General features: G+C 60.0%; 23 protein-coding genes and 2 tRNA genes. 14 read left to right on the top strand and 11 right to left on the bottom strand.

What is annotated here, in order from left to right; all coding sequences use genetic code 11:
* The first annotated feature begins 70 nt into the window (after positions 1 to 70).
* From AC3IX1_RS06130 to AC3IX1_RS06115, 4 genes are all read left to right on the top strand, one after another.
* Positions 71 to 147, top strand: a tRNA-Met gene (locus tag AC3IX1_RS06130).
* Between the two features lie 232 nt (positions 148 to 379).
* Positions 380 to 456, top strand: a tRNA-Met gene (locus AC3IX1_RS06125).
* A gap of 279 nt (positions 457 to 735) precedes the next feature.
* Positions 736 to 3378 (top strand): bifunctional lysylphosphatidylglycerol flippase/synthetase MprF, encoded by a 2643-nt coding sequence (mprF, locus tag AC3IX1_RS06120; RefSeq protein WP_489387502.1) that lies wholly within the window; start codon positions 736 to 738, stop codon positions 3376 to 3378.
* A complete protein-coding gene (locus AC3IX1_RS06115; RefSeq protein WP_489387501.1) occupies positions 3378 to 4673 on the top strand; it encodes a virulence factor family protein in 1296 nt (431 codons plus the stop codon). The genes mprF and AC3IX1_RS06115 overlap by 1 nt, the downstream gene beginning before the upstream one ends.
* A gap of 257 nt (positions 4674 to 4930) precedes the next feature.
* On the opposite strand, the gene AC3IX1_RS06110 is transcribed toward AC3IX1_RS06115, so the two are convergent.
* Complete coding sequence (locus tag AC3IX1_RS06110; protein ID WP_489387500.1) at positions 4931 to 6832, bottom strand: potassium transporter Kup; 1902 nt, start codon at positions 6830 to 6832, stop codon at positions 4931 to 4933.
* A gap of 293 nt (positions 6833 to 7125) precedes the next feature.
* Between AC3IX1_RS06110 and rimO the strand changes: the two genes are divergently transcribed.
* From rimO to tsaA, 6 genes are all read left to right on the top strand, one after another.
* Positions 7126 to 8463 carry a 30S ribosomal protein S12 methylthiotransferase RimO gene (rimO, locus tag AC3IX1_RS06105; protein ID WP_150718460.1) on the top strand — a complete coding sequence of 446 codons (1338 nt, stop codon included), beginning with the start codon at positions 7126 to 7128 and terminating at the stop codon, positions 8461 to 8463.
* 112 nt (positions 8464 to 8575) lie between these two features.
* On the top strand, positions 8576 to 9049 hold the full coding sequence (locus AC3IX1_RS06100; RefSeq protein ID WP_489387499.1) for a GNAT family N-acetyltransferase: 474 nt from the start codon (positions 8576 to 8578) through the stop codon (positions 9047 to 9049).
* Between the two features lie 187 nt (positions 9050 to 9236).
* Entirely contained in the window at positions 9237 to 9947 is a 711-nt protein-coding gene (locus AC3IX1_RS06095) for an rRNA pseudouridine synthase (protein WP_489387498.1), read from the top strand.
* Between the two features lie 75 nt (positions 9948 to 10022).
* Positions 10023 to 10493 carry a YehS family protein gene (locus AC3IX1_RS06090; protein WP_046041186.1) on the top strand — a complete coding sequence of 157 codons (471 nt, stop codon included), beginning with the start codon at positions 10023 to 10025 and terminating at the stop codon, positions 10491 to 10493.
* Between the two features lie 135 nt (positions 10494 to 10628).
* Positions 10629 to 11399, top strand: coding sequence for an SDR family oxidoreductase (locus tag AC3IX1_RS06085; protein WP_489387497.1), 771 nt, complete (start codon positions 10629 to 10631; stop codon positions 11397 to 11399).
* A 185-nt stretch (positions 11400 to 11584) separates the two neighbouring features.
* Entirely contained in the window at positions 11585 to 12280 is a 696-nt protein-coding gene (gene tsaA / locus AC3IX1_RS06080) for a tRNA (N6-threonylcarbamoyladenosine(37)-N6)-methyltransferase TrmO (RefSeq protein WP_489387496.1), read from the top strand.
* A gap of 180 nt (positions 12281 to 12460) precedes the next feature.
* On the opposite strand, the gene fpr is transcribed toward tsaA, so the two are convergent.
* The gene (fpr, locus tag AC3IX1_RS06075) at positions 12461 to 13240 is read right to left on the bottom strand and encodes a ferredoxin-NADP reductase (protein ID WP_008054100.1); all 780 of its coding nucleotides are present in this window, start codon (positions 13238 to 13240) and stop codon (positions 12461 to 12463) included.
* 135 nt (positions 13241 to 13375) lie between these two features.
* Between fpr and AC3IX1_RS06070 the strand changes: the two genes are divergently transcribed.
* Positions 13376 to 14302, top strand: a complete 927-nt coding sequence (locus AC3IX1_RS06070; protein ID WP_046041182.1) for a LysR family transcriptional regulator — start codon at positions 13376 to 13378, stop codon at positions 14300 to 14302.
* Here AC3IX1_RS06070 and AC3IX1_RS06065 read toward each other — a convergent pair.
* The 3 genes from AC3IX1_RS06065 to AC3IX1_RS06055 all read right to left on the bottom strand — a co-directional run bounded on the left by AC3IX1_RS06065 (position 14299) and on the right by AC3IX1_RS06055 (position 16363).
* Positions 14299 to 14661 (bottom strand): diacylglycerol kinase, encoded by a 363-nt coding sequence (locus tag AC3IX1_RS06065; protein WP_057716147.1) that lies wholly within the window; start codon positions 14659 to 14661, stop codon positions 14299 to 14301. The two genes, AC3IX1_RS06070 and AC3IX1_RS06065, sit on opposite strands and share 4 nt — an antisense overlap.
* 75 nt (positions 14662 to 14736) lie before the next feature.
* Complete coding sequence (erdR, locus tag AC3IX1_RS06060) at positions 14737 to 15387, bottom strand: response regulator transcription factor ErdR (protein WP_090453499.1); 651 nt, start codon at positions 15385 to 15387, stop codon at positions 14737 to 14739.
* A gap of 217 nt (positions 15388 to 15604) precedes the next feature.
* Positions 15605 to 16363: a tRNA-uridine aminocarboxypropyltransferase gene (locus tag AC3IX1_RS06055; protein ID WP_489387495.1), complete on the bottom strand. Its 759-nt coding sequence runs from the start codon at positions 16361 to 16363 to the stop codon at positions 15605 to 15607.
* 188 nt (positions 16364 to 16551) lie between these two features.
* Between AC3IX1_RS06055 and AC3IX1_RS06050 the strand changes: the two genes are divergently transcribed.
* Positions 16552 to 16974: a PA3611 family quorum-sensing-regulated virulence factor gene (locus tag AC3IX1_RS06050; RefSeq protein ID WP_057716150.1), complete on the top strand. Its 423-nt coding sequence runs from the start codon at positions 16552 to 16554 to the stop codon at positions 16972 to 16974.
* On the opposite strand, the gene AC3IX1_RS06045 is transcribed toward AC3IX1_RS06050, so the two are convergent.
* Positions 16975 to 17169: a hypothetical protein gene (locus AC3IX1_RS06045; protein WP_057716151.1), complete on the bottom strand. Its 195-nt coding sequence runs from the start codon at positions 17167 to 17169 to the stop codon at positions 16975 to 16977.
* Between the two features lie 481 nt (positions 17170 to 17650).
* Between AC3IX1_RS06045 and AC3IX1_RS06040 the strand changes: the two genes are divergently transcribed.
* Positions 17651 to 18769 (top strand): LOG family protein, encoded by a 1119-nt coding sequence (locus AC3IX1_RS06040; protein ID WP_489387494.1) that lies wholly within the window; start codon positions 17651 to 17653, stop codon positions 18767 to 18769.
* Between the two features lie 45 nt (positions 18770 to 18814).
* On the opposite strand, the gene recX is transcribed toward AC3IX1_RS06040, so the two are convergent.
* The 5 genes from recX to AC3IX1_RS06015 all read right to left on the bottom strand — a co-directional run bounded on the left by recX (position 18815) and on the right by AC3IX1_RS06015 (position 22311).
* Positions 18815 to 19282: a recombination regulator RecX gene (gene recX / locus AC3IX1_RS06035; protein WP_489387493.1), complete on the bottom strand. Its 468-nt coding sequence runs from the start codon at positions 19280 to 19282 to the stop codon at positions 18815 to 18817.
* Positions 19283 to 19290: 8 nt separating this feature from the next.
* On the bottom strand, positions 19291 to 20349 hold the full coding sequence (recA, locus tag AC3IX1_RS06030; protein WP_489387492.1) for a recombinase RecA: 1059 nt from the start codon (positions 20347 to 20349) through the stop codon (positions 19291 to 19293).
* Between the two features lie 83 nt (positions 20350 to 20432).
* Complete coding sequence (locus tag AC3IX1_RS06025; protein WP_056722269.1) at positions 20433 to 20933, bottom strand: CinA family protein; 501 nt, start codon at positions 20931 to 20933, stop codon at positions 20433 to 20435.
* A 118-nt stretch (positions 20934 to 21051) separates the two neighbouring features.
* On the bottom strand, positions 21052 to 21393 hold the full coding sequence (locus AC3IX1_RS06020; protein ID WP_489387491.1) for a phage holin family protein: 342 nt from the start codon (positions 21391 to 21393) through the stop codon (positions 21052 to 21054).
* A 174-nt stretch (positions 21394 to 21567) separates the two neighbouring features.
* Positions 21568 to 22311: a LexA family transcriptional regulator gene (locus AC3IX1_RS06015; protein WP_489388693.1), complete on the bottom strand. Its 744-nt coding sequence runs from the start codon at positions 22309 to 22311 to the stop codon at positions 21568 to 21570.
* A gap of 209 nt (positions 22312 to 22520) precedes the next feature.
* Between AC3IX1_RS06015 and mutS the strand changes: the two genes are divergently transcribed.
* Positions 22521 to 25100, top strand: a complete 2580-nt coding sequence (gene mutS, locus AC3IX1_RS06010) for a DNA mismatch repair protein MutS (RefSeq protein WP_489387490.1) — start codon at positions 22521 to 22523, stop codon at positions 25098 to 25100.
* Positions 25101 to 25109 lie beyond the last annotated feature (9 nt).

The following is a 25109-nucleotide window of genomic DNA, read 5'->3' as shown; positions in this document are numbered from 1 at the left end:
AACGGGAAGAGGTTTTATCGGAATTTGAGGTTGACACCCGAGCGCATCTCTATAGAATGAGCCACACAGACGCGGGATGGAGCAGTCTGGTAGCTCGTCGGGCTCATAACCCGAAGGTCGTCGGTTCAAATCCGGCTCCCGCAACCAAACATCAAGAAAGGCTACTCGAAAGAGTGGCCTTTTTTGTGCGCGCTCGTTTTGTAGCACCGAATGCTGGAACAAGGCCTGGACGCTCAACGATTCCGAAACTGGAAATCGTTCTGATTCCGAAACTTAGGCTATCCCTGCGACCGTTTGACGCGATTCAACATTTATTTGACCTGCTTCAGGATTAACGGTTGACACCCCGGCGTATCTCTATAGAATGCCGCCACACAGACGCGGGATGGAGCAGTCTGGTAGCTCGTCGGGCTCATAACCCGAAGGTCGTCGGTTCAAATCCGGCTCCCGCAACCAAACATAAAAAAAGGCTACTCGAAAGAGTGGCCTTTTTTGTATCTGTTGAAAAAGTCCTTTCGCAACAATGACCTGTCACTGTGTAGCAAGCCATTTGGGGAGCACCCATGCGCCGGGTTCAGACTATGCTCAATCACAGACTGAAGCCTCCACGACTGATAACGCGCCGTCTCCGTTGCCCGGTGATAGGCGTTGATATTTGTGATTATTTTTTTCTACAGGGATTGGTAACTTGGCTGGATACCTCCATCCTGTCGCGCACAATCCAAGAGGTGATTGATGCGCGCCAACTCGTCTGATTCACAAGACACTGTCACAGCGGAACAACCGATCAATGCCGAGCGCCTGCGCCTGCTTGATCGATTGAGCAAGTACCGTCAACCCATTGGCCTGGCGGTCACCCTGCTGCTGTTCGCGATCGCGCTGATTGCCTGTCGCCACCTGTTGAGCGAACTCGACCTTTACGCGCTGCACGACTCGATCCTCGATGTTCCAAAACCAGCCTTGATGGGCGCACTGGGCGCCACCGTGGTGGGCTTCATCATTCTGCTCGGCTACGAATGGTCGGCCAGCCGCTATGCCGGGGTGAGCCTGGCACCGCGCGAGTTGGCGCTGGGTGGGTTCACGGCCTTTGCCATCGGCAATGCCATCGGTCTTTCAATGTTGTCGGGCGGTTCGGTCCGCTATCGCCTCTATGCCCGTCATGGCCTGGGAGCGGCTGAAGTCGCCCGCATGACATTGTTCGCCAGCCTCTCGCTGGGTTGCGCCCTACCGCCGCTGGCCGCCCTGGCGACGCTCAGCGACCTGCCAGCGGCGTCCAACGCCCTGGGTCTCTCCGAAACGTTGCTGGGCGTGGTGGCGAGCGCCGTACTCTTGCTGTTTTCGGTGCTGGCCATCGGTATCTACCGTCGTCGGCTGCCGGAACAGCCTTACCCGGATAACCTGCTGGTAAGGGTCGGGCGCCGCACCTTGCGCCTGCCCGGACGTCGCCTGACATTCCTGCAATTGGTCATCACCGCCCTGGACGTAGCAGCCGCCGCGACCGTGCTCTATCTGCTGCTGCCGGAAACACCGCCCTTCGGCGCGTTCCTTCTGGTTTACCTGCTGGCCCTGGCCGCCGGCGTGCTCAGCCATGTGCCGGGCGGCGTCGGGGTGTTCGAGGCCATTTTGCTGGCGGCGTTTTCCGACACCCTGGGCGCTGCGCCACTGGCGGCCGCCCTGCTGCTCTATCGCTTGATCTACGTGGTCCTGCCCCTGCTGGTGGCCTGCCTGTTGTTGCTGATCAACGAAGGCCAGCGCCTGTTCCAGACACGCCAGACGTTGCGCGCGGCCTCAGGCCTGGCGGCTCCGATATTGGCGGTGCTGGTGTTCCTGTCCGGTGTTGTTCTGCTGTTCTCCGGCGCCACTCCGGAAATCGATACCCGCCTGGAACACATCGGTTTTCTGATCCCCCATCGACTGGTCGATGCTTCGCACTTTGGTGCCAGCCTGGTCGGTGTGCTTTGCCTATTGCTGGCCCAGGGGCTGCGTCGCCGGCTGTCGGCCGCGTGGATGCTGACCACCATTCTGTTGCTGGTCGGCGCCCTGCTCTCGCTGCTCAAAGGCTTCGACTGGGAAGAAGCCAGCCTGATGGTGCTGACGGCGAGCCTGCTCGGGGTATTCCGCCGCTCGTTCTATCGCCCCAGCCGCCTGACCGAACTACCGTTCTCGCCGCTGTATCTGGTGGCCAGCCTGTGCGTACTCGGTGCGTCGATGTGGCTGCTGCTGTTCGCCTACCAGGACGTTCCCTACAGCCACCAACTCTGGTGGCAGTTCACCCTGGATGCCGACGCCCCTCGCGGCCTGCGTTCGCTGCTCGGGGCCGCCGTGCTGCTGGTGGTGGTGTCCCTGACCTGGCTGCTGCGCACTGCGCGCCCGGTCATTCACTTGCCCACGCCCGACGAACTGGAGCGCGCCAGCAAGATCCTCATGGCTTCGGCCCAACCGGATGGCGGCCTGGCCCTGACCGGTGACAAGGCGCTGCTGTTCCACCCCAACGACGAAGCGTTCCTGATGTACGCCCGTCGCGGCCGCAGCCTGGTGGCGCTGTATGACCCGATCGGCCCGGGCCAGCAACGGGCGGAAATGATCTGGCAGTTCCGCGACCTGTGCGACATCCACCACGCCCGTCCCGTGTTCTACCAAGTGCGCGCGGAGAACCTGCCGTACTACATGGACATCGGCCTGACCGCGATCAAGCTCGGCGAAGAAGCCCGGGTCGACCTCAAGCGTTTTGATCTCGAAGCCAAGGGCAAAGAGATGAAGGACCTGCGCTACACCTGGAACCGTGGCACCCGTGACGGCCTGTCCCTGGAAATCCATGAACCGGGCCAGGCGCCGATGGATGAGCTCAAGGTGATTTCCGATGCCTGGCTGACCGGCAAGAACGTCCGGGAGAAAGGCTTCTCGCTGGGCCGCTTCAGCGACGACTACCTCAAGCATTTCCGCATCGCGGTGATTCGTTTCGAAGGACGCCCGGTGGCGTTCGCCAACCTGCTCGAGACCTACGGCCATGACCTGGCCAGCCTAGACCTGATGCGCGCGCACCCGGATGCCCCGAAGCTGACCATGGAGTACATGATGGTCGGCCTGATTCAACATTATAAAAACCATGGATACGCGCGTTTCAGCCTGGGCATGGTGCCGTTGTCGGGGCTGCAACCCCGTCGTGGCGCACCACTTACCCAGCGCCTGGGCTCGATGGTATTCCGCCGTGGTGAGCAGCTGTACAACTTCCAGGGCTTGCGCCGCTTCAAAGACAAGTTCCAGCCTGACTGGGAACCCCGTTATATGGCCGTGCCCGCCGGACTCGATCCGCTGGTTGCGCTGGCCGACACTGCTGCCCTGATCGCGGGCGGCTTGACCGGATTGGTGAAACGCTGATGATTCAACGCTCCTTGCGGTATGTATTGGGCACGCTGGTGATAGTGGCCCTGATTCTCGGTGGCGGTTTCTGGTACCTGAAACGCCCGGTACCGGAACCGACTCTCGAATTGCTGACCCCGGCCGATGGTGCGGCGATGACCCGTGTCATCCCCGGCACCACGCCACGCGCCCAGGTGCTGGTGGCGGTCAACGAAGACCAGAAACTCAGCGACAAGCAATTGATGACCCTGAGCCGCAGTGGTTCGGCGCAAATTGTCCAGGTGATCCTGCCCAAGGATTGCCTGCTGCAAAGCCGTGCCCTGCAATCGGGCCTGCGGGAACTCAAAGGCCCGGCGACCCTGGTCAGCGGCATCGGCCCTGGCGCCGTACTGGCCTGGCGCTGGTTGTCCGAGCAAAAGGACGACAAGGCCCAGGCCGTCTCGGTTGACCTGGCCCTGGAAAAGGGCGGCTGCACGCATCTGTTGCCGAAAAGCGCCGCCCACGGCCACTGGCTGGCGGCGTGGAACGACAACCCGGACGACACCAGTGCCGGCTTCGTGCGTGATCAACCGAACGCCGAAACCAGCATCAGCGACTACGACATCAACCTGCCGCAAGTGCTGAACAACGAACTGCGCAAGATCCTCGTCGGTGGCGACAAAGCCGCTGGCGGCCTGCAGATCCCGGTGGTCGAAGTGCCAGCGGGCCAGGCCAGTGACACCGTGACCCTGTTCCTGTCCGGTGACGGCGGCTGGCGCGACCTCGACCGCGACGTGGCGGGCGAGATGGCCAAGATCGGCTACCCGGTGGTCGGCATCGACACCCTGCGCTACTACTGGCAGCACAAGAGCCCGGAGCAAAGCGCGCTGGACCTGGCTGAACTGATGCAACACTACCGGCAGAAATGGGGCACCAAGCGTTTCATCCTGACCGGCTACTCGTTCGGCGCCGACGTACTGCCGGCGATCTACAACCGTCTGGCCGAGTCGGAGCAGCAACGCGTCGACGCCATCATCCTGCTGGCCTTCGCCCGCACCGGCAGCTTCGAGATCGAAGTCGAAGGCTGGCTCGGCAACGCCGGCAAGGAAGCCGCCACCGGCCCGGAAATGGCCAAGCTGCCGGCCGCCAAAGTGGTGTGCATCTACGGCGAGGAGGAAACCGACGAGAGTGGCTGTACCGACAAGACGGCGGTGGGCGAAGCCATCAAGCTGCCTGGCGGCCACCACTTCGACGAGAACTACCCGGCGCTGGCCAAGCGCCTGGTGGATGTGATCGAGAAGCGGCAGGCGAAGGAAACGGCTGCTCAGGAATGACCTGAGCAGCGCCTGCAAAAAAGCCCCCGCAGCCTTTTGGTTACGGGGGCTTTTTTCATTCCACCAGGCGCCACAGATCCCCTGTGGGAGCGAGCCTGCTCGCGATAGCAGTCTTTCAGTCACCTTAAATGCTGAATGTCAGTCCGCCTTCGCGAGCAGGCTCGCCCCCACAAGGGATCTTCACTGGCCTCAGAAATTGCATTGAGCACAAAAAAGCCCTCACTGCCTTGCGGCAACGGGGGCTTTTTGTGGGTCGCTTACATCTCCACCTGCGTCCCCAGTTCAATCACCCGGTTCAGCGGCAGATTGAAGAAGCGCAAATTGCCGTTGGCGTTCTGCAACATGAAGGCAAACAACCCCTCGCGCCAACGGGCCATGCCTTCGAGCTTGGAGGCAATGACCGTCTCGCGGCTGAGGAAGTAGGTGGTACGCATCGGGCTGAAATCCAGTTCATCGAGGTGGCACAGTTTCAGCGCCTGCGGTACGTCCGGCTCATCGGTGAATCCGAAATGCAGGATTACGCGGAAGAAACCTTCGCCGTAGGAATCGACCTCGAAGCGCCGTTGCGGTGGCACCCGCGGGATGTCTTCGTACACCACCGTCAGCAACACCACTTGCTCGTGCAACACCTGGTTATGCAGCAGGTTGTGCAACAACGCATGGGGCACGGCATCCGCCCGCGCCGTCAGGAACACGGCGGTGCCCTGAACTCGATGGGGCGGTTGTACGGCAATGCTGCTGATGAAGATCGGCAGCGGCAATCCACCCTCATCGATGCGCTCGACCAGCAACTGCTTGCCGCGTTTCCAGGTAGTCATCAGCACAAACAGCACGATACCGGCGATCACCGGGAACGCCCCGCCCTGAATGATTTTCGGCACGTTGGCCGCAAAGTACAGACCGTCCACCACCAGAAAACCAAGCAACAGCGGAACCGCGAGGACCGGAGGCCATTTCCACAGCAGCAATATCACCGCCGACACCAGAATGGTGGTCATCAGCATCGTGCCCGTCACGGCCACGCCGTAAGCCGCAGCCAGCGCGCCGGAGGACTCGAAGCCCAGCACCAACAGGATGACGCCGACCATCAGCGCCCAGTTCACCGCGCCGATGTAGATCTGGCCTTGTTCGGCACTGGAGGTGTGCTGAATGTGCATGCGCGGTATGTAACCGAGCTGAATCGCCTGACGAGTCAGGGAGAACGCACCGGAAATCACCGCCTGAGAAGCAATGACCGTGGCCAGGGTCGACAACCCCACCAACGGAATCAGCGCCCAGCTCGGTGCCAACAGGTAGAACGGGTTACGAGCGGCTTCTGGATCGCCGAGCAGCAGCGCACCCTGGCCGAAGTAATTCAGCACCAGTGCCGGCAGCACGAGGATGAACCACGCACGGGCAATCGGCTTGCGACCGAAGTGGCCCATGTCGGCGTACAGCGCTTCGGCGCCCGTCAGTGCCAGCACCACCGCGCCGAGAATCGCCACGCCCATGCCCGGGTGCACAACGAAGAAGCGCACACCCCAGACCGGGTTCATCGCTTGCAACACTTCCGGGTGCTGCATGATGCCGTAGACACCCAGCGCCCCCAGCACCACAAACCAGGTGACCATGATTGGCCCGAACAGAATGCCGATCCGCGCGGTGCCGTGACGTTGTATCAGGAACAGCGCCACCAGCACGATCAGCGACAGTGGCACCACCCAATGGTCGATACCCTCGAAAGCCAGTCCCAGGCCTTCAATCGCCGAGAGCACTGAGATCGCCGGAGTGATCATGCTGTCGCCATAGAACAGCGCCGCACCGATCAGCCCGCAGACCACCAGCAACGTGCGCAACTTCGGATGCCCGGCCGCAGCCCGCCGAGCGAGGGCGGTCAAGGCCATGATCCCGCCTTCGCCCTGGTTGTCGGCACGCAGCACGAACACCACGTATTTGATCGAAACGACCCAGATCAACGACCAGAGGATCAGTGCCAGAATCCCGAAGACTCCATCATGGTTGACCGGAACCCCGTAGTGTCCGGAAAAAACCTCTTTCAGGGTGTACAGCGGGCTTGTGCCGATATCGCCATAAACCACCCCGACCGCCGCGACCAGCATACCGATCGGTTTCGCTGCCGAATGCTCGGCGCCCGCAGCCTGACTACTTGCCTGACCCATCCACCACTCCTACTTCTCAGACCCGGGCTTCTTTGAATGAAGCACTATGCTTTGTCGTGCAGCATGCGCTGTTTTACTTCACGTTACAGACGTTTTGTTGACTATAAAAAATCAGTAAAGCGTAACGGCGCGAAGCATAGCGCAGCACTCGTCGTATTTCCCTGCATAAAGCTGGTCAAGTGAGCGACTCATCGCTAGAATTGCGCACTTTTTGATCAGAGGCGCAGTTCAAGCGCCCGTCCGTCGGTTTTGCCCTTCCCGGCAAGCGGCGTCACAAAATACCGAGGTTAGACATGTCCACCACTCCTGCGTCGGCCAATCCAAAGGTTGGCTTCGTATCCCTGGGTTGCCCCAAAGCACTGGTCGACTCCGAGCGCATCCTTACCCAGCTGCGCATGGAAGGCTATGACGTGGTGTCCACCTACCAGGACGCCGACGTTGTAGTGGTCAATACCTGCGGCTTCATCGATTCGGCCAAGGCCGAGTCCCTGGAAGTGATCGGCGAAGCCATCAAGGAAAACGGCAAGGTCATCGTGACCGGCTGCATGGGCGTCGAAGAAGGCAATATTCGCAACGTACACCCGAGCGTGCTGGCCGTGACCGGTCCGCAGCAGTACGAGCAAGTGGTCAACGCCGTGCACGAAGTCGTGCCGCCGCGCCAGGACCACAACCCGCTGATCGACCTGGTGCCGCCACAAGGCATCAAGCTGACCCCGCGCCACTACGCCTACCTGAAGATTTCCGAAGGCTGCAACCACAGCTGCAGCTTCTGCATCATCCCGTCGATGCGCGGCAAGCTGGTCAGCCGTCCGGTGGGCGACGTGCTCGACGAGGCCCAGCGCCTGGTCAAGTCCGGTGTCAAAGAGCTGTTGGTGATCTCCCAGGACACCAGCGCCTATGGCGTCGACGTGAAGTACCGCACCGGTTTCTGGAACGGCGCGCCGGTGAAAACCCGCATGACCGAACTCTGCGAAGCCCTGAGCACCCTCGGCGTCTGGGTTCGCCTGCACTACGTTTATCCGTACCCGCACGTTGATGAGCTGATCCCGCTGATGGCCGCCGGCAAGATCCTGCCGTACCTGGACATCCCGTTCCAGCACGCCAGCCCGAAAGTGCTGAAGTCGATGAAACGCCCGGCCTTCGAAGACAAGACCCTGGCGCGGATCAAGAACTGGCGCGAAATCTGCCCGGACCTGATCATCCGTTCGACCTTCATCGTCGGCTTCCCGGGCGAGACCGAAGAAGACTTCCAGTACCTGCTGAACTGGCTGACCGAAGCCCAGCTCGACCGCGTCGGCTGCTTCCAGTACTCGCCGGTAGAAGGCGCACCGGCCAATGACCTGGACCTGGAAGTCGTCCCGGACGACGTCAAGCAGGACCGTTGGGAGCGTTTCATGGCGCACCAGCAGGCCATCAGCTCGGCGCGCCTGCAAATGCGCATCGGCCGCGAAATCGAAGTGCTGGTCGATGAAGTCGACGAGCAAGGCGCGGTGGGCCGCTGTTTCTTCGACGCCCCGGAAATCGATGGCAACGTATTCATCGACAACGGCAGCAACCTCAAGCCGGGCGACAAGGTCTGGTGCAAAGTGACCGACGCCGACGAATACGATCTGTGGGCTGAACAGATCTAAACGCAAAAAATACGCAAAGCCCCGCTCTCTTGACGAGATGCGGGGCTTTTTTACGGCTATTGTTTGAGGTTGAAAGGATTCCTATCAACCACTGCACAAGAGGCAGACGGGCATGCGTCAGCATTCGGTCATCCACACGCCGAAACTCGGCGACTACGAAGAATTGACCCGGGTCTGGGAGGCCTCGGTACGTGCGACCCACGATTTTCTGCCGGACAGCTACATCGAACTGCTGAAAAACCTGGTGCTGACCCGCTACCTCGACTCGGTGATGCTGATCTGCACCAAGGATTCGAGCCAGCGCATCACCGGGTTCGCTGGCATCGCGGCAGGCAAGATCGAAATGCTCTTCATCGACCCTGACCATCGCGGCCAGGGCCTGGGCAAGAAATTGTTGCGCTATGCCCTGGAACACCTGAACGCCAATGAGTTGGACGTCAACGAACAGAACCCGCAAGCCCTGGGGTTTTATTTCAAACAGGGCTTCGAGGTCATCGGTCGCTCGGAAGTCGATGGCATGGGGCAGCCGTATCCGTTGTTGCACATGCGTATGCGTCAGCCGCAACAATTGACGCGCAATGGCTGACACAATACGAAACCAATGTAGGAGTGAGCCTGCTCGCGATAGTGGTAGATAAGCTTGAAAATTCATTGCCTGACACTCAGCTATCGCGAGCAGGCTCACTCCTACAAAAAGCATTACCAAAATGGAACCGGGATTAACCGGCGCCAGGCAGGTACAATGCCCACCCCCTTTTTGTTACGGCCCTGACATGACTGACCCGATTCGTCTCTCCAAACGCCTCATCGAACTCGTCGGCTGTTCCCGTCGGGAGGCTGAGTTGTTCATCGAGGGCGGCTGGGTCACCGTCGACGGTGTGGTCATCGACGAGCCGCAATTCAAGGTCGACACCCAGAAAGTCGAGCTTGATCCCGAAGCCAAGGCCACCGCACCGGAACCTGTGACGCTGCTGCTCAATGTGCCCGCCGGCATGGACCCAGACACCGCCATGGCCACCCTCGGCGCCGAAACCCTGAGCGAAGAGCACCGCTACGGCAAGCGCCCGTTGCGCGGGCACTTCCTGCGCCTGACCGCCAGCACCGACCTGCAGGCCAACGCCAGCGGTCTGCTAGTGTTCACCCAGGACTGGAAAATCCTGCGCAAACTCACGGCCGACTCCAGCAAGATCGAGCAAGAGTATGTGGTCGAGGTTGAAGGCGAGATGGTGGCCCACGGCCTGAACCGCCTGAACCACGGCCTGACCTACAAGGGCAAGGAGTTGCCGGCGGTCAAGGCCAGCTGGCAGAACGAGAACCGCCTGCGCTTTGCCATGAAGAACCCGCAGCCGGGCATCATCGCCCTGCTCTGCCAGGCGGTCGGCCTCAAGGTCGTCGCCATCCGTCGCATCCGCATCGGCGGCGTGTCCATCGGCAAAGTGCCGGTGGGGCAATGGCGCTACCTGTCCGGCAAAGAGAAGTTCTAAGGCTTTTCTCGCCGCCACACATTTCGGCGTCGCGCCTGGTCGCGACGCCCACAGCTGAATATCAGGACTGCACACATGATTCATAACGACGTACTGCGCAGCGTGCGCTACATGCTCGACATCAGCGACAAGAAAGTCATCGAGATCATCAAGCTCGGCGGCCTGGACGTGACCCTGCCGGACCTGCTGACCTACCTCGACAAGAAAGAGGAAGACGAGGAAGGCTTCGTACGCTGCCCGGACGAAGTCATGGCGCACTTCCTCGACGGCCTGGTGATCTTCAAGCGCGGCAAGGACGAAAGCCGTCCGCCGCAGCCGATCGAAGTGCCGGTGACCAATAACATCATCCTGAAAAAGCTGCGGGTAGCGTTCGAGCTGAAAGAAGACGACATGCACGCGATCCTCAAGGCCGCCGAGTTCCCGGTGTCCAAGCCTGAGCTGAGCGCACTGTTCCGCAAGTTCGGCCACACCAACTATCGCCCGTGCGGCGACCAGCTGCTGCGCAACTTCCTCAAGGGCCTGACCCTGCGCGTTCGCCCACAGTAAACGCCCGCTGGCCTTGAACTGCATACATGCAGTTCAAGGCCGGGCCGAATGGCCCCTCATTCCGCACAAAAATAGTGGCTCCGCTTCTGGCGGCTGACGACTAGGGTGTTAAGACCTCAGTTCTCAGGATTCGCCATGCATCCCTACTTCTCCCTGCAAGGCCGCACCGCCCTGGTGACCGGCGGCACCCGTGGTATCGGCAAGATGATCGCCAAGGCCTACGTCGAGGCAGGCGCCACCGTGTACGTCTGCGCCCGCGACGTCGAAGCCTGCCAGCAAACCGCTGACGAACTCGGTGCACTTGGCCTCTGCCGCGCCATCGCGGCCAACCTCGCCACCGAAGAGGGCGTCCTGCAACTGGCCACGCGCCTGGGCGAGCAGATCACCCATCTGGACATTCTGGTGAACAATGCCGGCACCACCTGGGGCGCACCGCTGGAGAGCTACCCGATCAAGGGCTGGGAGAAGGTCATGCAGCTCAACGTGACCTCGGTGTTCAACTGCATCCAGCAGTTCCTGCCCTTGCTGCGCAAGGCCGGTTCCGAGGCGAATCCGGCGCGGATCATCAACATCGGATCGGTGGCCGGGATTTCATCCTTCGGCGAACAGGCGTATGCCTACGGGCCGAGCAAGGCTGCGTTGCATCAACTGTCGAGGATTCTGGCGCGCGAACTGGTGAGCCAGCACATCAACGTCAATGTGATCGCCCCGGGGCGCTTTCCGAGCAAGATGACCCAGCACATTGGCAGTGATGAACAGGCACTGGCGCAGGATACGGCGCTGATTCCAATGAAGCGTTGGGGGCGCGAGGAAGAGATGGCGGCGCTGGCGATCAGTCTGGCAAGTACCGCTGGGGCCTATATGACCGGAAACATTATTCCTTTGGATGGCGGGTTCAGTCTGTAGATCGGCGGTGCGGCTATCGCGAGCAAGCTCGCTCCCACAGGGTTCTCGAGCGCACACAGAATTTGTGCCCATCACAAAACCTGTGGGAGCGTGGCTTGCCCGCGATGACGGACTGACAGGCACCGCCTAAGCAATGGTTGATCGGGTTATCATGCCCGCCTCCACTATCGCCTCGACCCCAAACCATGACCTACAGCGTTTCCCCCATCGGCTTCGTGCGCTCCTGCTTCAAGGAGAAGTTCGCCATTCCGCGCCAACCCCAATTGGCCCCGGCTGCCCGTGGGGTGCTGGAACTGGTGGCGCCGTTCGATCAAGGAGACGCGGTGCAGGGCCTGGAACAGGTCAGCCACGTGTGGCTGCTATTCCTGTTCCACCAGGCCCTGGAGGAAAAGCCCCGCCTGAAGGTTCGCCCTCCTCGTCTCGGCGGCAACAAGTCCATGGGCGTGTTCGCCACCCGCGCCACCCACCGCCCCAACGGCATCGGGCAGTCGGTGGTGAAACTGGACAAGGTCGAAGCCGGCCGGTTGTGGATCTCGGGCATCGATCTGCTGGATGGCACGCCGATTCTCGATATCAAACCCTACGTGCCCTACGCCGACATCATCGACAGCGCCGTCAACAGCATCGCCAGCGCTACGCCGCAGCTGATCCCCGTGGAGTGGACGGATACAGCGCTGCAACAGGCTCACGAGCATGCCCAGCGCCTTGCAGAGCCCTTGGTCGAGTTGATCGAGCAATGCCTGGCGCAAGATCCGCGCCCGGCCTATCAAACGCCGGCACCGGAGCGGGAGTACGGCGCGCAGTTCTGGGATGTCGATGTGCGTTGGCACTATCCGACACCGGCGCTGATCCGCGTGCTGGAAGTCATTCCGGTCAAATAATCCCGGAAACGAAAAAGCCCGCGTCACCTTTCCAGGTCACGCGGGCTTTCTTTGTGCTACGCGGCAACTGTAGGAGCTGGCTTGCCAGCGATGAACTCGAACACACCGCATTTACCCGGTGAACACGCGTTATCGTTGACGACCATCACTAGCAAGCTAGCTCCTACAAGTGACCTGAGGTCACTTCTCGACGAACGCACGCTCGATCAGGTAATCACCCGGCTCGCGCATCCGCGGCGAAACCTTCAGGCCGAAGCTGTTCAGCACTTCGCTGGTCTCGTCGAGCATGCTCGGGCTGCCGCACAGCATGGCGCGGTCGTCCTGCGGGTTGATCGGTGGCAGACCGATGTCGCTGAACAGCTTGCCGCTGCGCATCAGGTCGGTCAGGCGACCTTCGTTCTCGAACGGCTCGCGGGTCACGGTCGGGTAGTAGATCAACTTGTCACGCAGCGCGTCGCCGAAGAACTCGTTCTGCGGCAGATGCTCGGTGATGAACTCGCGGTAAGCGACTTCGTTGACGTAACGCACGCCGTGGCACAGGATCACTTTTTCGAAACGCTCGTAGGTTTCCGGGTCCTGGATGACGCTCATGAACGGCGCCAGACCGGTACCGGTGCTGAGCAGGTACAAATGTTTGCCAGGCTTCAAGTCATCCAGTACCAGCGTGCCGGTAGGTTTCTTGCTGATGATGATCTCGTCGCCTTCCTTCAGATGCTGCAACTGCGAAGTCAGCGGACCATCAGGCACCTTGATGCTGAAGAACTCGAGATGCTCTTCCCAGTTCGGGCTGGCAATCGAGTAAGCGCGCATAAGCGGGCGGCCGTTGGGCTGTTGCAGGCCGATCATCACGAACTGACCGTTCTCGAAGCGCAGGCCCGGATCACGGGTGCACTTGAAGCTGAACAGAGTGTCGTTCCAGTGGTGAACACTGAGGACACGCTCGTGGTTCATGTTGCTCATGTACGTGGGACTCCTGGAGATATCGCGAGCGCCTGCTCGGTGACGGTGAGCTCTGCGCAATTGCATCGCATTCTAAAGGCAGACACAATATCTGTTAAATGGATTATTAAGATAAGGGTTATCGGTTATATAGATATGCGATTTACTCTCCGTCAACTTCAAGTATTCGTCGCCGTCGCCCAGCAGGAAAGTGTGTCCCGTGCCGCGGGCCTGCTCAACCTTTCGCAATCGGCGGCGAGCACCTCGATCACCGAACTGGAGCGCCAGTGCAGCTGCCAGTTGTTCGACCGTGCCGGCAAACGGTTGAGCCTGAACGCCCTAGGCAAACAGCTGTTACCGCAAGCGGTGGCGCTGCTGGACCAGGCCAAGGAAATCGAAGACCTGCTCAATGGCAAGTCCGGTTTCGGCTCGCTGGCCGTGGGCGCGACCCTGACCATCGGCAATTACCTGGCCACGTTATTGATCGGCAGCTTCATGCAGCGCCACCCGGAAAGCCAGGTGAAGCTGCATGTGCAGAACACTGCCAATATCGTGCAACAAGTGGCCCACTATGAAATTGATCTGGGTCTAATCGAAGGCGACTGCAGCCACCCGGACATCGAAGTGCAAAGCTGGGTTGAGGATGAGCTGGTGGTGTTTTGCGCGCCTCAGCATCCGTTGGCCAAACGCGGCACGGCCACCATGGACGAGTTGAGCCACGAAGCCTGGATCTTGCGCGAACAGGGCTCGGGCACGCGATTGACCTTCGACCAAGCCATGCGCCATCACCGCACTTCGTTAAACATCCGGCTCGAGCTTGAGCACACCGAAGCGATCAAACGCGCAGTGGAATCAGGTTTGGGGATTGGCTGCATTTCCAGGCTGGCTTTGCGCGACGCATTCCGCCGCGGCAGCCTGGTGCCTGTCGAGACGCCGGATCTGGATCTGGCGCGACAGTTTTATTTCATCTGGCATAAACAGAAATATCAGACCTCGGCGATGCGCGAGTTCCTCGATCTGTGCCGCGCCTTCACCGCAGGGGTTCAGCGCAGCGACGAGATCGTGCTGCCGACGATCGCTTAGAGCAGAATCACCGCCCACACCAGGGCAATCATGCTCAATGCCACGGCCTGGGCGGCACTGCCCATGTCCTTGGCATTCTTGGACAGCGGGTGCCGCTCAAGGGAAATGCGGTCGATGGCCGCTTCCACCGCCGAGTTGAGCAACTCGACGATCAACGCCAACAGGCATACCGCGATCAACAACGCCTGTTCGACCCGGCTGACATTCAGGAAGAATGACAAAGGAATCAGGATGACGTTGAGCAACACCAATTGCCGAAAGGCGGCTTCACCGGTGAAGGCTGCGCGCAGACCGTCCAGCGAATAGCCGGAAGCATTGAGAATACGTTTCAGGCCGGTCTGGCCTTTGAAAGGTGACATAGAGTGGGCAACTGGCAAAAAAGAAGTGGGAAAGCTAGTTCAACCAAAGTCAAAAAAGCGTGAATTTTCCAGCCTTCAATGGCTGGAAATTGACTCAAGTTGTTGCAGGAGCAGCGCAGCCTGGGTCCGGGTCCGTACATTCAGTTTACGGAAAATCGCGGTCACGTGCGCCTTGATAGTCGCCTCGGAGACGCTCAGCTCGTAGGCGATCTGCTTGTTCAGCAGGCCTTCGCAGACCATGGTCAGCACACGGAATTGTTGCGGAGTCAGGCTGGCAAGGCCTTCGCTGGCCGCCTTGGCCTCATCCGAGACACTGACCGCTTCGAACGCCTGCGGCGGCCAGAACACGTCGCCATCGAGAACCGCACGCACGGCTTTCTGGATCACACTCAAGTCGCTGGATTTGGGAATGAAGCCACTGGCGCCGAACTCACGAGACTTGACCATAATGGTCGGCTCTTCCTGGGCCGAGACCATGACCACCGGAATCTGCGGGTACTGACCGCGCAGCAGGACCAGCCCGGAAAAACCGTACGCCCCCGGCATGTTCAGGTCCAGCAGCACCAGATCCCAGTCGGACTTTTCCGTCAGACGCGCTTCCAGCTCGGCGATGCTCGCCACTTCCACCAGACGGACATCCGGGCCAAGGCCCAGGGTCAGCGCTTGATGCAAGGCACTACGAAACAGTGGGTGGTCATCGGCAATCAGGATTTCGTATGTGGCCATTTATTAAATGATCCTGTTTTTCATGGGACGCCTGATGCATTCGGACCTCGCCAAAGCACCTTAAGGCACAGCCACGGAGCTGCACTGACAAGGCACGTTCAACGCAAAAACGGCGTCGAAAACTCCGGCCGCACCCTAATCGGCGCCAAGCATGCCCAGCGAAGCCGGGGTGGTCAAGCAGCATGGCCGGTACACTTTATTGCAGTATGCGCAACAATCAGTCCATCAATGGGGTGACCGACCGGACATAGGGCATCAACTCCGCGTGCGCCGGGGTCGAAACGTTCATGTCCAACTGGTGTTTGGCGTCGAGGTAATGCTGGCTGAACACATCAAAGTAGGCATCCAGCGCCGATGCCGCGGCGACATCGCCTGCAAGGTCGAGGCACAGCGCCGCCACTTCCGCCGTGCACAGATGCTCGCTGCGAGTCGAGCGGCGTAACCGGTAGCGGGAGAGTTTCTCCGGCAGCAGGCTGAGGATCGGCAATCGATCGAAATAGGGGCTCTTGCGAAAGATCTTCCGTGCTTCGGTCCAGGTCGCATCCAACAGAATGAACAACGGGCGCTTCGTGCCATTGACGTCCACGCTGTTTGTCACACGCTCAGGCTCGACGTACTCACCCGGAAACACCAGGTAAGGCTGCCATTGCGGGTCGGACAACAGCGCCAGCAACTTCGGATCGGTCTCGGTACGGGACCAGATGAAAGCATGGTTGTCAGGCACCACGTCGGCGATCAGCCAACCGGTATTGCTCGGCTTGAACACTTCCTTGTTGGTCATGATCAGACACACGCCGGAGCGGGTAGCGACCTGCGGACGCCAAGCGCACAGGCAGTGACTCTCGATCACCCGGCAGTCACGGCAGCGCGTCGCGCGCCAGCCGCGGGCCTGAATCGGCTTGATGCCCTCCTCCTCACGCTGATCGCGCAAGCGGGCTACGGCATTCAAGGCAAAGCGCGCGGGGGTATGACTCATGGCGGGCAACGCCCACAGAGAAGGGAAATCGACACGAAAAACACTCGACAGGGTAAAAAGTGCCAACAGTTTACCAGAGCGCCCGGCGCAAGCCTGTACCGTCCAGCCAGCCTCCCCTATAATTCGCCGCCACTGAACGCACAGCCACGTGACGGGTCCAACCCCCATCACTGAACCAGGAGAGTTTCATGCTGCGCCTTATCGTTCCTACCGCGGCCATTTTGCTGGCGTCGTCCTTCAACGCCCAGGCTGCGTCCTTGAAAGACACGGAACTGAACAAAATGCTGCAAAACGTCGCCACCCAGAGCAGCGTCGGCACTCCTCGAGCGATCAACGAAGACATTCTCGATCAAGGCTACACCGTTGACGGCAAACAGCTGATCAACCACCTGAGCGTGCAGAGCAGCCACGCCGACAAGATGCGTGCAGACCCGAAAGCCGTGTACTTCCAATTGGGAGCTTCTGTCTGCAGGAACGAAGGGTTTCGCAAGCTGATGGCCAAGGGCGCGATCATGCGTTACGACTTCACCGAGGTGAAGACCAACCGCCCGGTCGGCTCTGCAAGCTTCCAGGAATCGGATTGCCTGCAACCGGCCAAGAAGAAAAAGTAATCACCTGGAATTGGCGCGCCGTTGTTCATCTTCGGCTCGCAGTTCTGCCAGCAGCGCCTGCAAGTAATGTGAACGGCGTTCGCCACCTCGCAAACGCCGGCAGCACTCCTCTTCGAGACTCAAATGATGGGTCTCGGCTGATGACTTCAGCAATCGATACAGTTGCGTATCGATCTCCAGAACGACTCTGGCCATGGTTTCCCGCCTCCCTGCACTTCACTCATGTTTGAGTGATAAATCCTTGAATCGCTTGTACCGTGCGCCTTGCCGTTGACGCAAAGTTGTCGTGTGACACCTGTAACTTAGTAAATCAGAGTGCAGCACATGCGACGTACGTTCAGACGAGCGGCGAAAGCACCTTGCAAATCGTCAATAAGCGGTTGCCAGGAAAGACTTTGTGGCGCAATGATCAAAGCAGCGCAAATCACTGTGAAGGCCTGGATTTCAGGGTACCCACGTTCACTTTTTCAGGGCTGGAAAGGGGCTGGCCGTCGCTTGTCGTGTTGTGCGAACGTTTCTTTCATCCAAGGGAAAACAGAGCCTGTTTGGATGATCCGATGCCTTTCGGGTCAAGTAGGTCGCCCAGGCATGGGCCTGGGCAGACAGCGACACATGAAGTGTCGTGGCACCGACGTACATTGTCGGGCCGAGGGTTCTGTGCAGAAGGAGAAGTTGAATGCCTTACCAACCGAATGACCTCCTGAGCCGTCATTTTGAAGAAAGCGGCCACGACCTCATCAGCAAGGTCGAAGAACAGCTCAAGCTGATTTCACCCAACAGCCCGAACATCCCGATCTACCGCGACATGATCCTGACCGTGCTGCGCATGGCCCAGGAAGATCACAATCGCTGGAATGCCAAAATCACCCTGCAAGCCCTGCGCGAACTGGAACAGGCTTTCCGCGTGCTCGAACAATTCAAGGGGCGGCGCAAGGTCACTGTTTTCGGCTCGGCCCGTACCCCCATGGAACATCCGCTCTACAGCATGGCCCGGGAGCTCGGTGCTGCGCTGGTGCGCTCGAACATGATGGTGATCACTGGTGCCGGTGGCGGCATCATGGCCGCTGCCCATGAGGGTGCCGGCCTGACACACAGCCTGGGCTTCAACATCACCCTGCCCTTCGAGCAGCATGCCAACCCCACTGTCGACGGCACGACCAACTTGCTACCCTTCCACTTCTTCTTCACCCGCAAGCTGTTCTTCGTCAAGGAGGCCGATGCCCTGGTGCTGTGCCCGGGTGGCTTCGGTACGCTGGATGAAGCACTGGAAGTGCTGACGCTGATCCAGACCGGCAAGAGTCCATTGGTGCCAGTAGTGCTGCTCGACGCGCCGGGCGGCAAATTCTGGCAAGGCGCACTGGACTTCATTCACCAGCAACTGGAGGAAAACCAATACATCCTGCCCACTGACATGAAGCTGGTGAAACTGGTCTACAACGTCGAAGAAGCGGTAGAGCACATCAACCAGTTCTACAGCAACTTCCACTCCAGTCGCTGGCTCAAGCATCAGTTCCTGATTCGCATGAATCACACACTCAGCGACCACGCACTCGAACACATGCAGGAGGCTTTCGCCGACCTGTGCCTGAGTGATCATTTCCATCAGCACACTTACAGCGCCGAGGAACACAACGAAGCCGAATTCAGCCATCTGGCGCGGCTGGTCTTCAACTTCAACGCCCGCAATCATGGCCGCCTGCGCGAGCTTGTGGACTACATCAACCTGGCGGAAAACTGGGCACAATCAAAACCCCAGGTACAACAACGCACCCGGGAGCCATCAAAGGTTTCGTGAGGCATAAAAAAACGGCCCGCTATCGAAGTAGCGGGCCGTTTCAGTTCAATCGTCCATCCCTCGACCGCTGAACAGGCAGTTGATCATTTCCATGGAGTATCCCCGATACGCCAGGAACCTGCCTTGTTTGGCTCGCTCCCGGGCGTCTGCCGGCAATTCCCCGGAGAACTTGCGCCGCCAGGTGTCGATCAATTGCTCCTGCCAGTCGATACCGCTCTCACGAAGGGCGAGTTCAATATCGGTGCGCTGCAGGCCGCGCTGGCTCAACTCTTCACGAATGCGTAAAGGGCCATAACCGGAACGTGCGCGGTAGGAAACGAAACTTTCGAGGTAACGGGTTTCGGACAACAACCCCTCTTCCGTCAACCGGTCGAGTGCTGTTTCGATCATTTCAGGGAGGGCGCCGCGCTGACGCAGTTTACGCGTCAGCTCGACACGACCGTGCTCGCGCCGTGCGAGCAGGTCCATTGCGGTTCGCCGCACCGCGACGAGTGTATCGAGTACGGCGGTCATTGCTTCGATCAGATATCAGCGTCAGCCAGGTCGTCTTCGGTCTCTTTGACCACAGAAGCTTTGGCGTCTGCTACCGATGACGGGGACAGCAACTTGTCACGCAGTTGCTTCTCCAGCTTTGCCGCGACTTCCGGGTTGTCTGCCAGGAACTTGGCCGAGTTGGCCTTGCCCTGACCGATCTTGGTGCCTTCATAGGCATACCAGGCACCGGACTTCTCGACGAAACCGTGCAGAACACCCAGGTCGATCATCTCACCGTTGAGGTAGATGCCCTTACCATAAAGAATCTGGAACTCGGCCTGACGGAACGGCGAAGCTACTTTGTTCTTCACAACCTTGACGCGGGTTTCGCTACCGACGACCTCATCACCTTCTTTCACCGCGCCCGTACGACGGATGTCCAGACGAACCGATGCGTAGAACTTCAGTGCGTTACCACCAGTGGTGGTTTCCGGGCTACCGAACATCACGCCGATTTTCATACGGATCTGGTTGATGAAGATCACCAGGCAGTTGGCGTTCTTGATGTTACCGGTGATTTTACGCAGCGCCTGGGACATCAGACGGGCTTGCAGGCCCACGTGCATGTCACCCATTTCGCCTTCGATTTCAGCCTTTGGCACCAAGGCGGCCACGGAGTCGACGATGATCACGTCAACCGCGTTGGAACGCACCAGCATGTCGGTGATTTCCAGGGCCTGCTCGCCGGTGTCCGGCTGGGAAACCAGCAGGTCGTCGACGTTGACGCCCAGCTTGCCGGCGTACTCAGGGTCGAGGGCGTGTTCGGCGTCGACGAATGCGCAGGTCGCGCCGGCTTTTTGAGCCTGGGCGATCACGGACAAGGTCAGCGTGGTTTTACCGGAGGATTCAGGACCGTAGATTTCAACAATACGGCCTTTTGGCAGACCGCCGATGCCGAGAGCGATGTCCAGACCCAGAGAGCCAGTGGAGATGGCCGGGATCGCCTGACGGTCCTGATCGCCCATACGCATTACGGCACCCTTGCCGAATTGACGTTCGATCTGACCCAGGGCCGCAGCCAAGGCTTTCTTCTTGTTGTCGTCCATTAAAGTCCTCACGTAATCAATAAGGCCTGACGGCCAACACCTGTATAAGTAGCCAGTATTATTCCACAGCGATTCCGGATCGCCTACCCCTGATTTGAGATTTCTGCCGCGGCATACCGCAGCAGCCCCTCTAGCGCGGCCTTCACCGTTTGTCGGCGGACGTCGTCGCGATTACCCGGGAAGTGCTGCCGCTCACAGAACACCTGGTCTCCAACGCCCCAGGCCAGCCAAACCGTGCCAACCGGCTTGTTCGCCGTTCCACCATCCGGACCGGCGATGCCACTGACCGCCACGGAGAAATACGCGCTATTTTTCTTCTGCGCCCCCCGGACCATGGCCTCGACCACCTCGCGGCTGACCGCGCCCACGGTGGTGAACAACTCCACCGGGACATCCAGTTGCAGGGTTTTCTGCCGGTTGGAGTAAGTGACATATCCGGCCTCGAACCAGGCCGAACTCCCGGGGATGCGGGTGATTGCCTCGGCGATGCCGCCGCCGGTGCAGGACTCCGCCGTGGTGACGTGGGCATTGAGAACCTGCAGGCGTCTGCCAAGTTCGGCGGCGAGCTGGGTGATTTCGTTCACGGTCATCTCCTGATCGGGCGGGATGAGGTTAACCGTACACGAGCAGACCGCACTTGCAAGCTACGGGACCGATCAAAATGTAAAGAACCAGAGGCTCTGGAAAAGGCCTGTCGGGGAATCAATCTTCGACGTCACCGGACGGGGCATGACCGACCCCCATACGCTTGGCCACCCAACGCTCATACAACCCTAGAACCACTTCTGTCCCGGCCATCGCCGCTAAACAACCACCCGCACAAGCAGCCCAAATTGAAACGCTGGCGGCGTGCAGCAACATGATGACCGAAGCGCCGCAGATCATGCTGGAGCCAGACCGCAGGCTCAGGCGTCGGACAAGGGGCCAGCCACGAACACCCTCTTTATCGGCACGCCACATTTCACCGGCCACACCACCGAGTATTGGCAGACTGATGAGCAGCCACAGAGGCATGTCCAGCAACGCATATTGCTCAGCGGTCATTTCATGCCTCCTTGAGTGAACGGTCACACCGCTCTCTTGCCTAGATAGGCAAGCAGATTATGCACTGATGCATACACAGTCAATGCACCAACGCATTTAAAAGATGATCCAATGTTTTCAGCACGCGAAAAAAAACCCGCTCGGGAAGCGAGTTTTATCTGAACGCAGGGAGTGTCAGCGGGCGTACATGCCCCACCAGAAGACATGGCCGAGAATAACAATCGGCTCCTCCTGGATTTCCTGAAAGGTGTAATCTTCGTCCGGATGTTCGTCACGATTGAAGCTGCGCAAGCGAATCCCGGTCGGCAGGCGATACAGCTGCTTCACCCGCAATTGACCGTTGTGATTGATTGCATAAAGGTCGCCGTCAACGATATCGCCAATGCCGCACTTGCCGCACTTGCCGGCATTGACCCCGACCGTGGCGCCGTCGCGCAGTACCGGCAACATGCTGTTGCCCCGTACTGTCACGCATTTGGCCTGGTCGAACTGCACACCGTTATGGCGCAGGCTTCGCTTGCCGAAGCGCAGGCTAGAGCGCTCGCTTTCTTCGATGACGAATCTTCCTGATCCCGCAGTCAATTCAACCTCGCGAAGAAAGGGGACCGACACCTCGTCATCATCGACAGGGGTATCGTCGTCCCACAGACTTATATCCTTGAGTTCCGAATGCACGGGAGCGCGCTTGGCATTAGCGACAGGCGCGACGCCCGCGCGGCCACGCAACTGGTCGGTGCTCAGGGAGAAATACTCGGCGATCTTCGAAATATGTTTATCCGAAGGATCGACGATCTTCCCGCTGAGAATGCGCGAGAGCGTGGATTGAGGCACGCCGGTGCGACGGTGAAGCTCCGTGGGGGAGATCCCGTGCTGATCGAGCAATGCCCTTAAGACAGTAGATACGTTGCGTTTTTGCATAACAAGCATAGTGCTTGCTCTTTTCGAAGAAGACAATGCCGATTTGCATAATCGATGCATAACACGATTTTTGCATCGTAAAAGATGCCACCCGGCCGTGGTGCCTGCGTCGGGCAGACCGCCCATGGTAACCTTGCGCCCATCGCGGAAAAGCCCGGCCGTAGCCCTGCTTTTGCCCCACCTCTTTCAACGAGCTTCCTGACAATCCGATGAATAAAGCCGTCTCCGACCTGTCCTCCCACACCCCGATGATGCAGCAGTACTGGCGCCTGAAAAACCAGCACCCGGACCAGCTGATGTTCTACCGCATGGGCGACTTCTACGAGATCTTCTATGAAGACGCGAAGAAGGCCGCCAAGTTGCTGGACATCACCCTGACCGCCCGCGGGCAGTCGGCTGGCCAGGCGATTCCGATGTGCGGGATTCCTTACCATGCCGCCGAGGGTTACCTGGCAAAACTGGTGAAGCTTGGCGAATCGGTGGTGATCTGCGAGCAGGTTGGCGACCCGGCCACCAGCAAAGGGCCGGTGGAGCGGCAGGTGGTGCGCATCATCACGCCGGGGACGGTGAGTGACGAGGCACTGCTCGACGAGCGTCGGGACAACCTGATCGCCGCCGTCCTGGGTGATGAGCGCCTGTTCGGCCTGGCGGTGTTGGACATCACCAGCGGCAACTTCAGCGTGCTGGAAATCAAGGGTTGGGAAAACCTGCTGGCGGAACTGGAGCGGGTCAACCCGGTGGAACTGCTGATCCCGGATGACTGGCCCAAGGACTTGCCGGCAGAAAAACGCCGTGGTGTACGTCGCCGCGCGCCGTGGGATTTCGAGCGCGATTCGGCGCTCAAAAGCCTGTGCCAGCAATTCTCGACCCAGGATCTCAAAGGCTTTGGCTGCGAAAACCTGACCCTGGCGATCGGCGCCGCCGGTTGCCTGCTGGCCTACGCCAAAGAAACCCAGCGCACCGCCCTGCCTCATTTGCGCAGCCTGCGTCATGAGCGCCTGGACGACACCGTGGTGCTCGATGGCGCCAGCCGTCGCAACCTGGAGCTCGACACCAACCTGGCCGGGGGCCGCGACAACACCCTGCAATCGGTGGTGGACCGCTGCCAGACCGCCATGGGCAGCCGCCTGCTGACCCGCTGGCTGAATCGCCCGTTGCGCGACTTGACGGTGCTGTTGGCGCGTCAGAGCTCAATCACTTGCCTGCTCGACGGTTACCGCTTCGAAAGACTGCAACCGCAGCTCAAGGAGATCGGTGACATCGAGCGAATTCTTGCGCGGATCGGCCTGCGCAATGCCCGCCCCCGCGACCTCGCCCGCTTGCGTGACGCCCTCGGCGCACTGCCGCAACTGCAAGTGGCAATGACGGAGCTCGAAGCCCCGCATCTCCAGCAACTCGCCACCATCACCAGCACCTACCCGGAACTGGCGGCACTGCTGGAAAAAGCCATCATCGACAACCCGCCCGCGGTCATTCGTGACGGTGGCGTGCTGAAAACCGGCTACGACAGCGAACTCGACGAACTGCAGTCGCTGAGCGAAAACGCCGGGCAATTCCTGATCGACCTCGAGGCACGGGAAAAGGCCCGCACCGGCCTGTCGCACCTGAAGGTCGGTTACAACCGCATCCACGGCTACTTCATCGAACTGCCAAGCAAGCAGGCGGAATCGGCACCGGCCGACTACATTCGCCGCCAGACGCTCAAAGGTGCCGAGCGTTTCATTACGCCGGAACTCAAGGCGTTCGAAGACAAGGCACTGTCAGCCAAGAGCCGCGCCCTGGCCCGCGAGAAGATGCTGTACGAAGCGCTGCTCGAAGACCTGATCAGCCAGCTGCCACCGTTGCAGGACACCGCCGGCGCCCTGGCCGAGCTGGATGTCTTGAGCAACCTGGCCGAACGCGCGCTGAACCTCGACCTGAACTGCCCGCGTTTCGTCAGCGAGCCGTGCATGCGCATCAGCCAGGGCCGTCACCCGGTGGTCGAGCAGGTGCTGACCACGCCGTTCGTGGCCAACGACCTGAGTCTGGACGACAACACCCGCATGCTGGTGATCACCGGTCCGAACATGGGCGGTAAATCCACCTACATGCGTCAGACCGCCTTGATCGTGCTCTTGGCGCACATCGGCAGCTTCGTGCCGGCGGCCAGTTGCGAATTGTCGCTGGTCGACCGCATCTTCACTCGGATCGGCTCCAGCGATGACCTGGCCGGCGGGCGTTCGACCTTCATGGTGGAAATGAGCGAAACCGCGAACATCCTGCACAACGCCACCGAACGCAGCCTGGTGCTGATGGACGAAGTCGGACGCGGCACCAGCACCTTCGACGGTCTGTCCCTGGCATGGGCCGCTGCCGAACGCCTGGCGCATCTGCGCGCCTACACGCTGTTCGCCACCCACTACTTTGAACTGACCGTCCTGCCGGAAGCCCAGCCGCTGGTGGCCAACGTGCACCTCAATGCCACCGAGCACAACGAGCGCATCGTGTTCCTGCACCACGTGCTGCCCGGGCCGGCCAGCCAGAGTTATGGCCTGGCCGTTGCGCAACTGGCAGGCGTACCGAGCGAGGTCATCACCCGTGCTCGCGAGCATCTGAGCCGCCTGGAAGACACCGCCCTGCCCCATGAAACACCTGCACCGGCCAAAGGCAAACCAGCCGCGCCGCAGCAAAGCGATCTGTTTGCCAGCCTGCCGCACCCGGTGCTGGATGACTTGGCCAAGCTCGACCTGGACGACATGACGCCACGTCGTGCTCTCGAAATGCTCTATACACTAAAGACACGGATCTAACGCAGCGGC

It is taken from the genome of Pseudomonas sp. KH_046_2, from assembly GCF_057838985.1.
The sequence above is the reverse complement of the archived record's forward strand: the minus strand, read 5'-3'. Positions and strand labels throughout refer to the sequence as shown.

Bases quoted from the DNA above. Each gene is read 5' to 3' on its own strand.
- mprF (WP_489387502.1), top strand. From the start codon at position 736: ATGCGCGCCAACTCGTCTGATTCACAAGACACTGTCACAGCGGAACAA.
- AC3IX1_RS06115 (WP_489387501.1), top strand. From the start codon at position 3,378: ATGATTCAACGCTCCTTGCGGTATGTATTGGGCACGCTGGTGATAGTG.
- AC3IX1_RS06110 (WP_489387500.1), bottom strand. From the start codon at position 6,832: ATGGGTCAGGCAAGTAGTCAGGCTGCGGGCGCCGAGCATTCGGCAGCG.
- rimO (WP_150718460.1), top strand. From the start codon at position 7,126: ATGTCCACCACTCCTGCGTCGGCCAATCCAAAGGTTGGCTTCGTATCC.
- AC3IX1_RS06100 (WP_489387499.1), top strand. From the start codon at position 8,576: ATGCGTCAGCATTCGGTCATCCACACGCCGAAACTCGGCGACTACGAA.
- AC3IX1_RS06095 (WP_489387498.1), top strand. From the start codon at position 9,237: ATGACTGACCCGATTCGTCTCTCCAAACGCCTCATCGAACTCGTCGGC.
- AC3IX1_RS06090 (WP_046041186.1), top strand. From the start codon at position 10,023: ATGATTCATAACGACGTACTGCGCAGCGTGCGCTACATGCTCGACATC.
- AC3IX1_RS06085 (WP_489387497.1), top strand. From the start codon at position 10,629: ATGCATCCCTACTTCTCCCTGCAAGGCCGCACCGCCCTGGTGACCGGC.
- tsaA (WP_489387496.1), top strand. From the start codon at position 11,585: ATGACCTACAGCGTTTCCCCCATCGGCTTCGTGCGCTCCTGCTTCAAG.
- fpr (WP_008054100.1), bottom strand. From the start codon at position 13,240: ATGAGCAACATGAACCACGAGCGTGTCCTCAGTGTTCACCACTGGAAC.
- AC3IX1_RS06070 (WP_046041182.1), top strand. From the start codon at position 13,376: ATGCGATTTACTCTCCGTCAACTTCAAGTATTCGTCGCCGTCGCCCAG.
- AC3IX1_RS06065 (WP_057716147.1), bottom strand. From the start codon at position 14,661: ATGTCACCTTTCAAAGGCCAGACCGGCCTGAAACGTATTCTCAATGCT.
- erdR (WP_090453499.1), bottom strand. From the start codon at position 15,387: ATGGCCACATACGAAATCCTGATTGCCGATGACCACCCACTGTTTCGT.
- AC3IX1_RS06055 (WP_489387495.1), bottom strand. From the start codon at position 16,363: ATGAGTCATACCCCCGCGCGCTTTGCCTTGAATGCCGTAGCCCGCTTG.
- AC3IX1_RS06050 (WP_057716150.1), top strand. From the start codon at position 16,552: ATGCTGCGCCTTATCGTTCCTACCGCGGCCATTTTGCTGGCGTCGTCC.
- AC3IX1_RS06045 (WP_057716151.1), bottom strand. From the start codon at position 17,169: ATGGCCAGAGTCGTTCTGGAGATCGATACGCAACTGTATCGATTGCTG.
- AC3IX1_RS06040 (WP_489387494.1), top strand. From the start codon at position 17,651: ATGCCTTACCAACCGAATGACCTCCTGAGCCGTCATTTTGAAGAAAGC.
- recX (WP_489387493.1), bottom strand. From the start codon at position 19,282: ATGACCGCCGTACTCGATACACTCGTCGCGGTGCGGCGAACCGCAATG.
- recA (WP_489387492.1), bottom strand. From the start codon at position 20,349: ATGGACGACAACAAGAAGAAAGCCTTGGCTGCGGCCCTGGGTCAGATC.
- AC3IX1_RS06020 (WP_489387491.1), bottom strand. From the start codon at position 21,393: ATGACCGCTGAGCAATATGCGTTGCTGGACATGCCTCTGTGGCTGCTC.
- AC3IX1_RS06015 (WP_489388693.1), bottom strand. From the start codon at position 22,311: ATGCAAAAACGCAACGTATCTACTGTCTTAAGGGCATTGCTCGATCAG.
- mutS (WP_489387490.1), top strand. From the start codon at position 22,521: ATGAATAAAGCCGTCTCCGACCTGTCCTCCCACACCCCGATGATGCAG.